Genomic DNA, 9,082 nt, shown 5'->3' on the forward strand with positions numbered 1-9,082 from the left:
AATGGCGAGGATTACGGCACTAGTGACCGTCTACCACGGCACCGACGAGAACGACCTTGAGCGCGCCCTCGACTCCCTGCAGGCGCAGACGCGGCCCGCAGACGAGCTGGTCATTGTGGCGGATGGGCCGGTGGGTAAGGGGGTGCGGGAGGTCGTCGCAAGGCAAAAAGCTCGGGTTATCTGGTTGCCGGAGAATGTGGGCGCGGGCCCGGCGTCGCAGGCTGGGCTGGCCACGATCGACTCCGAGTACACCGCGCGGCTGGACTCCGACGACGCCGCGAAACCCGAGCGCTTCGCCCGGCAGCTCGAGTATTTGGAGGCGCACCCGGAGGTCGGCGCGCTGGGCAGCGCCGTTGAAGAGTTCGCGGACACGCCGGGCGACACCGGCAAGGTGCGCGCTCTGCCCGAGAACCCGCACGACTACGCGAAGATGAACTCGCCGGTGAACAACCCCTCGGTGATGCTGCGCACGAAAGCGGTCAAGGAGGTCGGCGGGTATAAGGACGTGCACTTCATGGAAGACTACGACCTCTACGCGCGGCTGATCGCCGGCGGCTGGCACGTGCGCAACCTGCCCGAGGCGCTGACGGACTTCCAGGTCACCGACGCGCAGTTCTCCCGCCGCACCGGCCGCGAGATGCTCGCCGCGGAGGCAAAGATGCAGCGCAACTTGGTCGCCTACGGGCTGGTTTCGCGCCCGCGGGCGGCATTCAACCTGGCGGCGCGCACCGCATACCGCGCACTTCCCACAGGTGTGCTCCGGCGCGTGTACGCCGCTTTGTTCCACCGCGGGGAGTAACCTAACTTCCGACATGAGCGGATTTTCAGACACTTGGCTGATCGTGCCTTGCTACAACGAGGGCACGGTCATCTTCGACGTGCTCACGCACGCGCGCGAGACGTTCCCCAACATCGTGGGCGTCAACGACGGCTCCGCCGACGACTCTGCGGCGCAGATCCGCGCCGCCGGGGCGCATTTGGTGGACCACCCGGTCAACCTCGGCCAAGGCGCGGCAATCCAAACTGGCGTGGAGTACGCCCGCGCCCAGCCCGGCGCGCAGTACTTCGTCACCTTCGACGCCGACGGCCAGCACCAGGAAAAGGACGTCGTCCGAATGATCGAGCGGCTGCGCACTGAGCCGCTGGACATCATCGTCGGCACGCGGTTCGCCGGCCAGGACAACTCGCAGGTGCCGTGGATCAAGCGCGCGGTGCTCAAGACGGTGGTGATGCTGTCGCCGCGCACGAAGAAGCTTGGTCTCACGGACGCGCACAACGGGCTGCGCGCGTTCAACCGCAAGGTGGCCGAGGAGATGAACATCCGCATGAACGGGATGTCGCACGCCTCGGAGATCGTGTCCATGATCGACAAGCACGGCTGGCGCGTGGACGAGGAGCCGGTGGACATCCTTTACACGGAGTACTCGATGTCGAAGGGCCAGTCGCTGATCAACGGCGTGAACATCCTCGCCGACGGGCTCGTTGCAAGGAGGTTGCCATGATTCAGGCGTTGTTGCTGCTCGCGGTTGTCGCGTTGGCCTGGTACTTCTTTGCTAATCGACGCAAAGCTAACGCCAAAGCCTGGGTAAAGATCGGTTTCGCCCTCATGATCGTCGCGGCCATCTGGGCAATCGCCCGCCCCGACGACGTCACGGTGCTGGCCAACTGGCTGGGCGTGGCCCGCGGCACCGACCTGATGCTGTACGTGCTGGTGGTCGCGTTTTTCTTCGTCACCATCTCCACGTGGACGCGCTTCCGCGAGCAGGAGTTGCGCTACGCCCGCCTGGCCCGCGCCGTCGCGCTGCAGAACGCGCAGGCGCCGGAGCAGGACGCGGAGCGCTAGAAGCCGCGGCGGATCCACTCCTCTAAGTGCGGCGCCTCATCGCCGATGGTGGTGTGGTCGCCGTGGCCGGTGCGCACCACCGTCTCCGCCGGCAGGTCCAAAACGGACTTCTGCAGGGAGTGGATGATGGTGTCGAACGAGGAGAATGACCGGCCTGTTGCGCCCGGCCCGCCCTGGAACAGGGTGTCGCCGGAGAACAGCTCACCGGCTTCCTCGGCATAGATGACCACGGAGCCCGGCGAGTGGCCCGGGGTGGACATGACGCGCAGGTCGGTGCCGGCGATGGTAAACGTGGCGCCGTCGAGAAGCTGGCGGTAGTGCGCGCCCGGGTTCTGGCGCTGCCACAAAAACCCGTCGGTGGGGTGCAGGTACACCGGGGCGCCCACAAGCCGCGACAGCTCAGGCGCGGCGTCGATGTGGTCGGAGTGGCCGTGGGTGGCCAGGATGCCCTTCACGCGCCTGTTGCCCACCGCCTCGGCGATGGCTTCGGCGTTGTGGGCGGCGTCGATGATGTAGACCTCGGAGTCGTCGCCGACGATCCAGACGTTGTTGTCCACCTCCCACTCGCCGCCGTCGAGCTTGAACAGGCCGGAAGTAACGACGTTATCGATGCGCATTAGAACTCCACCACGCTTCGCAGCACGTCGCCGCGCTTCATCTTCTCGAAGGATTCCTCGATGTCGCCCACGCCGATGCGCTCGGAGACGAACTCGCCCAGCGGGAAGCGGCCCTGCTTGTACAGCTCCACGTACGCCGGGAAGTCGCGCTCCGGCAGGCAGTCGCCGTACCAGGCCGGCTTGATGGACCCGCCGCGGGCGTACAGGTCGATCGCGGGGATGTCCACGTGGTCGGTCTGGTTGGGCACGCCGACCATGACCATGCGGCCGGCGAAATCGCGGGAGTAGAACGCCTGGCGCCAGGTGGGCTGGATGCCCACGGCGTCGATCGCCACGTCGGCGCCGAAGCCGCCGGTGAGCTCGCGCACGGCCTCGATGACTTCGTCCTCGCTCATGTCTTTGGCGCAGATGGCGTCGGTGGCGCCGAACTTGGATGCAGCGTCGCACTTTCGCTTATCGACGTCTACAGCCACCACCGTCGTCGCCCCCGCCAACGCCGCACCGGCCACAGCCGCAAGTCCCACGCCGCCGAGGCCGAACACGACCACGGACTCGCCGCGCTGCACGTCACCGGTGTTGACGGCGGCGCCGAGGCCGGCCATGATGCCGCAGCCGAGCAGGCCAGCCGCCGCCGGGTCTGCCTCCGGGTCGACCTTCGTGCACTGCTTTTCGTGCACGAGGGTCTTCTCTGCAAACGAGCCGATGCCGAGTGCGGGGGTGAGCGGAGTGCCGTCGTCAAGCATCATGCTCTGCGAGGCGTTGTGGGTGTTGAAGCAGTTCTTCGTGTCGCCCTTGCGGCAGGCGCGGCACTCGCCGCACACCGCGCGCCAGTTCAGCACCACGAAGTCGCCTTCCGCGACGTGGGTGACGTCCTCGCCGACCGCTTCCACCACGCCGGCCGTCTCGTGGCCGAGCAGGAACGGGAACGCGTCCTCGATGTCGCCGTCGCGGTAGGCCAGGTCCGTGTGGCACACGCCGGTGGCCTGGACCTTCACCACCACGTCGTTGGGGCCGGGCTCGGGGATCACAATGTCCACGACCTCGACCGGGGCGCCCTTTTCGCGGGCGATTACTCCTTGAACAGTCTGTGTCATGTCCCCAAGACTAGGAGCGGGCGATGACGTTTGCCACGTGCTCGTGTCCGCGCTGGTTGACGTGGATGGGCAGGTTGCCCGGGCCGCCGTAGAAGTCCACCAGGCCGGCCCACATGCGCTTGTTGTCGGGGGCGCACATGTTGTTGTGCCAGGTGGAGGGTTTGAGGTCCAAGAACTCCACACCGGCGGCGCGGGCGGTGTCCACCTGCATCCACTGCGCGAGGTTCTCCCAACGCTGCACGTCTTGGAATCGGGTCCAATCGGAGGTGTTCGGGGCGATGTGGAACAGGCACACGCGGTCGCCGGCGGTGATCTTCGGGTAGCCCACGATCTGGATGCGCGCGTTCGGCGCCGCGGCGCGGATGCGGTTGATCTGCGGGACCATGTAGCGGGTGAAGTCGCGGCGGATGTCGGCGTCCGGGCGGGAGGTGTTGTTGTACGTGTCGTTGAAGCCGACGGAGATGATCACGCGCGCCGTCGCCGGCGACAGGCCACGGTCTGCGATCGCGCGGTCCACCTGCTGGAACAGGCCCGGGCCCTTAGAGATGGTCACCACGCCGGTGCACGAGTAGTCGCGGGCCGCCAAGCCGAGCTTGGCGGCGGAGCGCTTGCCCCAGTTCGTGGCCGAGGTCGGGCACCAGGTGCCGTTGTCGGAACGCCCGCGCGGGTCAAGCCCCATCTTGCCGGCCGCCCACTGGCCCATGTTCGGGTCGGAGATGACAGAGTCACCGAAGATGACCATGTTGCGGTCTTGCGCACCCGCTGCCGGAGCAAGCGGGGCGAGAAGCGCGGCCGCCGCGACGAAGGCTGCGGCGATGCGGCGGGAAAATGACACGGCGAAATCCTTTCACAGGGGAAACTTGCGTAACAGTAGGCTACATTATCCACATGCGACCCACCCACCGTCCGCTGTTCTTACTCAAGTCTTTCGCCCGCTTCGTGCCCGCCGTTACACGCGCCGGCATCGTCAGCGCCGAAGGCGGCCCCCGCGCAGCCCTCGCGCTCGCGCCCAACCTCGCGCGCTACTGGTTCACCACCGCCCGCGAAGTCGAACAGGGTGCCGCCGCCACACCGGAGCGCGTCGCACTTATCGACGACACCGGCGTCCTCACCTACCGCCAACTCCGGGACGACTCACGCTCGCTGGCCAAATGGCTGCTCGCGCTGCAAGACAAACACGGCCTGGACGAGCTGCGCATCGGCGTGATGGCACGCAACGGCCGCGGCATCATCCTGCCGCTGGCCGCCAAAGGCTACGCAGGTGCCCACATCTTCCTGCTCAACATCGGCTCCTCGCCCGAGCAGCTCGCCGGCATTTTCGCCGAAAACGACATCAACGTCCTGTTCATCGACGACGAATTCACCGACCGCCTCCCCGCCAACACCAACGGCATCACCATCATCCGCGCCGACGAAGACGGCGGCTCCGGGCTCTCGATCAGGCAGGTGGTGGACCGGAGGGACGTCGATAGGCAACTGCCCCGCTGGCCAAAACACGGCAACCTCGTCCTGATGAGCTCCGGCACCACCGGCATCCCCAAAGGCATCGTGCGGCCCGAACCGCGCATGCCGTTCGTCGTCGCCGGCTACCTCGAAGCCATCCCGTGGCGCTCAGGCGACACCGTGCAACTGACCGCGTCGATCTTCCACACTTGGGGCTGGTCCGCGCTGCAAGTCGCGCTGGCGACGCGCTCGACCATTGTCACCCGCCGCATCTTCGATCCGGAAGAGTGCTTCCGCCAAGTGGAGAAGTACCGCTGCGACGGGCTGATCTCCTCGCCCATCTTCTTCAAACAGATGCTGGACCTGGACGAGGGCTACGACACGTCCTCGCTGCGCTACCTCGCCTCCGCCGGCAACGCCGTGAGCCCGTCGCTTCTGCGCCGCACCACCGAGCGCTTCGGCCCGATCCTGGCTAACATCTACGGCTCCACCGAACTCGCCCTCGCCGCGGTCGCCTCGCCCGAGCAGATGCAGGCCGACCCCACCACCGTGGGCAAAGTCCCGCCCGGCACGGTGCTCAAGCTTTACGACGACCAAGGGCGCGAAGTCGCAACCGGCGAAACCGGCCGCATCTTCCTGCACAACGAAACAGCGCTGCGCGGATACACCAACCCGGCAACCGAGATGGTGGAGATCGACGGCCTGGTGGAAATGGGCGACCTCGGCTACTTCGACGCCGACGGGTACCTGCACGTGCAATCCCGCAACGACGACATGATCATCGTCGGCGGAGAAAACGTCCACCCACAGTCCGTCGTGGAAGTCCTCGAGGACATGCCGGGGGTCAGCGAAGTGCACGCGCACGGCGTCGACGACGAGGAGATGTTCAAACGCATCGCCGTATGGGTGGTCAAAAACGCCGACATCACCGCCGACGCGGTCCGCGACTGGGTGCGCACCCGGCTGGCCGACCACTCCATCCCCCGCGACGTGCACTTCGTGGACGAGCTGCCGCGCAACGCCGTGGGCAAGGTCGTGCCGCGGTTCCTGCCCGGTTTAAGGCAAAAAAATTGAGCCACCAGCGAGAATCGAACTCGCGACCTTCTCATTACGAGTGAGATGCTCTACCGACTGAGCTATAGTGGCCGGGCATACAAGATGCACCACCGCGAAAGTGTAGTGCAGGCGGGAAGAACTGAGAAACCGGCAGCTCAGGACACCTTGCAGGCGAGCCTGATCCGGCCCAGCATCCCGCTTAACGCCACCGCCGGCTGCACCTGCTGCGCCAGCCGCTCGCGGCACTGCGCGATGGCCTCCTGGCACTCCACCAGCGCGTCCGGGGTGGTGCGCTCCGCGATCTCGCGCGCCAGCCCCTCGTAGTCCGGGTGGATCAGGGCAAGCCCCGCGCCGGACTGGATGATCATGGCGTCGCGGTACACCCCCGCCAGGTCCACCAGGACCAGGTCGAACATGTCGCGCTTGCGGCGAGTGCCGCGTTTCTTCTGCTCCTCTTCCAGCGCTTTTATCGACGACGCAACGCCCCCCAACGCCTTGCCCGCGCCCTTGCCCTTGGCTCCCATGCCGAGCGCGTTCTCCAGCTTCGCGCGTTCGGCTTCGTCGTCGGCCTTGTGGGCCTCCACCGCCTCGGTTTCCGCCGCTTTGACCAGCGCACCGACGGCCTGGAAGGCCTGCGCGCCGTGGAACACCAACTCCGCCAGGTTGATCGCCATGGAGCGGCGCTTCTGCACCTGGTCGGAGCGCACCAGCAGCCGCGCCCGGCCCACGTGCCGCATCGTCGCCGCCGCGGCAAGCCGCGCGTCGTGCTCGGTCGCGCCCTCCTCCTCGACCAGGATGCGCACAACCTCGTCCTCCGTTGGCGCCGGCACGTACAGGTGGCGGCAGCGCGACCGCAGCGTCTGCGAGAAGTCCTGCGGGTCCGCCGACGGGGCGCACATGATGATCACGGTGTGCTCCGGCGGCTCCTCCACGGTCTTCAGCAGCGCGTCGGCGGCGTCCGTGTTCAACCGGTCGGCGTTTTCGATGACGATGACGCGCCAGGCGGCGACCGTCGGCAGGCGGGCCGCTTGCGGCACGATCGTGCGGCGCACGTAATCCACCGGGATGTTCACCCGCTGCGGCACCACGTGCAGCAGATCAGTGTGCGTGCCTGCCAACGCCAACCGGCACGCCTCGCAGCGCCCGCACCCGACCTCCACCGGGTCCGTGCACATCAGCGCCGCCGCGAACGCCAACGCTGCCTGCGACCGGCCCGCCCCCGGAGGGCCGGTGAAAAGCCAGGCGTGGGTCATGGCGTAGCCGTCGCCAAGCCTTGCAGCCTTGGCCGCCGACATGATTGTCTCGCGCACCGCCGGAGTACCGGCAAGCCGCTCACTGACGCTACGGGTAGTCACGGATGATCACAGTACCCGCGCGCTATGGTGATACACCATGGAGAGATTCTGGCGCGATCTGCGGTGGCTCTGGGGCACGTCCTGGCCCCTGTATGCCGCAACCGTGCTGGGAACCAACGTCATCGCCGCCATCGGGTGCATGCTGTTCGTGCGCTACCTCATCCCCATGCCGGAAGTGCGCGAACTCGGCCTCGGCGGGCAACTCGGCGCCATCGGCGTGATCTACGCGGCGGTTGCCGTCGTGCTCGGCATCGTGGTCACGCTGTACCTGTTCCGGCCCGTTTTGGAATGGCAGCGCCACCCCGACGGGCACGACCCGAACATGGTGCGCCACCTGGTCATGCGGCTGCCGGTGCTGCAAACCATCATCGTTGTGGGCGTGTGGGGTATCGGCACCGCGATTGTCACCGTGGGGGCTTGGCGTGTCGACGTCCGCCTGGCCACCGTCGTCCTCACCACCGCCGCGCTGACCACCTTCGTCACCGCCGTGCTGACGTACCTGCAGGCCGAACGCCTCGTGCGCCCCATCGCCGCATCCGCGCTGGCGCGCCGCTTCGAGGACTCCACCTTGCAGCCGCCGATCAAGTGGCAGCTCTACCTGACCTGGTTCACCACCTCGGCCGTGCCGATGGTGGGCGTTCTGTTGCTGACGGTGGCGCAGCGCCACGGCTATTTCACAGGCACTGTCGGCGAGCTCACCTCCGCGATCGTCGCGCTGATCACCGCCGGCATGGCCACCGGGTTTGTGGGCACGGCGCTGGTGATCATGAGCGTGGTGGACCCGATCAAGGAGCTGCAGGGCGCCATTAACCGGGTGCGCCGCGGTGAGCAGAACACGCAGGTGGACATTTACGACGGCTCCGAAATCGGCGTGCTGCAAGCCGGGTTCAACGAGATGATGAAGGGGCTTCGTGACCGCCAGCGAGTGCGCGACATCTTCGGCCAGTACGTCGGCGCCGAGGTGGCCCAGAAGGCGCTGGAGGAGATCCCGGAGCTCGGCGGCGAGGAACGCAGGGTGGCGGTGCTGTTCATCGACGTCGTCGGTTCCACCACCTACGCCGTGGACCACACGCCGGAGGAGGTTGTCGCGGCGCTGAACGACTTCTTCGACGTGGTCGTCGAGGTGGTGCACCGCAACAAGGGCGTGATTAACAAATTCCAGGGCGATGCGGCCTTGGCCGTGTTCGGGGCGCCCGTTTCGCTTCACGACGCCGCCTCGCACGCCCTCCAAGCCGCCCGCGAACTCCAACGGGATCTTTCCGGCCAGGAACTTCGCGCCGGCATCGGTGTGGCGTCCGGGCATGTGGTTGCGGGCCACATCGGCGGCTCGGACCGCTTCGAGTACACCGTGATCGGCGACGCCGTCAACGCCGCGGCGCGCCTGACCGACATGGCGAAGGACACCCCGGGGCTGGTGCTGACCAACGCCGCGACCCTGCGCGCGGCCAACGAAGTGGAGCAGCAGCGCTGGACGCTGATGAAGTCCGTGGAGCTGCGCGGCCGCGGCAAGATGACGCAGCTGGCGCGCCCGGTGCGCTCCACCATGGCCGACCGCTCATAGTTTTCGGGCATGCCGATGGGCCCGCCCTTTTGGGGCGGGTTTTTGGTGTGTGTGGTTAGTCGAAGAGCAGTTCCATTGCGCCTGGGGTGGTCATGGGGACGCGTGTGCCGTTG

The 9,082-nt window shown here is 67.0% G+C and carries 8 protein-coding genes, 1 tRNA gene and 2 pseudogenes; 6 read left to right on the forward strand and 5 right to left on the reverse strand.

Annotation, left to right across the window (positions count from 1 at the left end; all coding sequences use genetic code 11):
- The first annotated feature begins 1 nt into the window (after position 1).
- From HMPREF2791_RS09880 to HMPREF2791_RS09890, 3 genes are read left to right on the forward strand one after another with little or no spacing between them, the layout of a single operon-like run.
- Positions 2–799: a glycosyltransferase gene (locus HMPREF2791_RS09880; protein ID WP_070845199.1), complete on the forward strand. Its 798-nt coding sequence runs from the start codon at positions 2–4 to the stop codon at positions 797–799.
- A 13-nt stretch (positions 800–812) separates the two neighbouring features.
- Entirely contained in the window at positions 813–1,502 is a 690-nt protein-coding gene (locus HMPREF2791_RS09885; RefSeq protein WP_070475331.1) for a glycosyltransferase family 2 protein, read from the forward strand.
- Positions 1,499–1,843: a DUF2304 domain-containing protein gene (locus HMPREF2791_RS09890; RefSeq protein WP_070475332.1), complete on the forward strand. Its 345-nt coding sequence runs from the start codon at positions 1,499–1,501 to the stop codon at positions 1,841–1,843. The genes HMPREF2791_RS09885 and HMPREF2791_RS09890 overlap by 4 nt, the downstream gene beginning before the upstream one ends.
- On the opposite strand, the gene HMPREF2791_RS09895 is transcribed toward HMPREF2791_RS09890, so the two are convergent.
- The 3 genes from HMPREF2791_RS09895 to HMPREF2791_RS09905 are packed head-to-tail and all read right to left on the reverse strand — an operon-like array spanning position 1,840 to position 4,389.
- Positions 1,840–2,460, reverse strand: coding sequence for an MBL fold metallo-hydrolase (locus HMPREF2791_RS09895; RefSeq protein ID WP_070845200.1), 621 nt, complete (start codon positions 2,458–2,460; stop codon positions 1,840–1,842). The genes HMPREF2791_RS09890 and HMPREF2791_RS09895 overlap by 4 nt on opposite strands.
- A complete protein-coding gene (locus HMPREF2791_RS09900; protein WP_070845201.1) occupies positions 2,460–3,554 on the reverse strand; it encodes an S-(hydroxymethyl)mycothiol dehydrogenase in 1,095 nt (364 codons plus the stop codon). Before HMPREF2791_RS09900 ends, HMPREF2791_RS09895 begins: the two co-directional genes overlap by 1 nt.
- A gap of 10 nt (positions 3,555–3,564) precedes the next feature.
- Positions 3,565–4,389, reverse strand: a complete 825-nt coding sequence (locus HMPREF2791_RS09905) for a GDSL-type esterase/lipase family protein (protein WP_070475338.1) — start codon at positions 4,387–4,389, stop codon at positions 3,565–3,567.
- Positions 4,390–4,442: 53 nt separating this feature from the next.
- On the opposite strand from HMPREF2791_RS09905, the gene HMPREF2791_RS09910 reads away from it, so the two are divergent.
- Positions 4,443–6,071: an AMP-binding protein gene (locus tag HMPREF2791_RS09910; protein ID WP_070845202.1), complete on the forward strand. Its 1,629-nt coding sequence runs from the start codon at positions 4,443–4,445 to the stop codon at positions 6,069–6,071.
- On the opposite strand, the gene HMPREF2791_RS09915 is transcribed toward HMPREF2791_RS09910, so the two are convergent.
- A tRNA-Thr gene (locus HMPREF2791_RS09915) sits at positions 6,071–6,143 on the reverse strand. The two genes, HMPREF2791_RS09910 and HMPREF2791_RS09915, sit on opposite strands and share 1 nt — an antisense overlap.
- Positions 6,144–6,208: 65 nt before the next feature.
- A complete protein-coding gene (locus HMPREF2791_RS09920) occupies positions 6,209–7,408 on the reverse strand; it encodes a DNA polymerase III subunit delta' (protein ID WP_083327980.1) in 1,200 nt (399 codons plus the stop codon).
- A 37-nt stretch (positions 7,409–7,445) separates the two neighbouring features.
- On the opposite strand from HMPREF2791_RS09920, the pseudogene HMPREF2791_RS12390 reads away from it, so the two are divergent.
- Together HMPREF2791_RS12390 and HMPREF2791_RS09925 are read left to right on the forward strand one after the other, a co-directional pair.
- Positions 7,446–7,764 (forward strand): annotated as a pseudogene (locus HMPREF2791_RS12390) (adenylate/guanylate cyclase domain-containing protein); the annotation flags it as partial.
- A gap of 128 nt (positions 7,765–7,892) precedes the next feature.
- Positions 7,893–8,969, forward strand: a pseudogene (locus HMPREF2791_RS09925) (adenylate/guanylate cyclase domain-containing protein); the annotation flags it as partial.
- Positions 8,970–9,082: the final 113 nt, after the last annotated feature.

The organism is Corynebacterium sp. HMSC034A01 (assembly GCF_001838175.1).
GTDB lineage: Bacteria > Actinomycetota > Actinomycetes > Mycobacteriales > Mycobacteriaceae > Corynebacterium.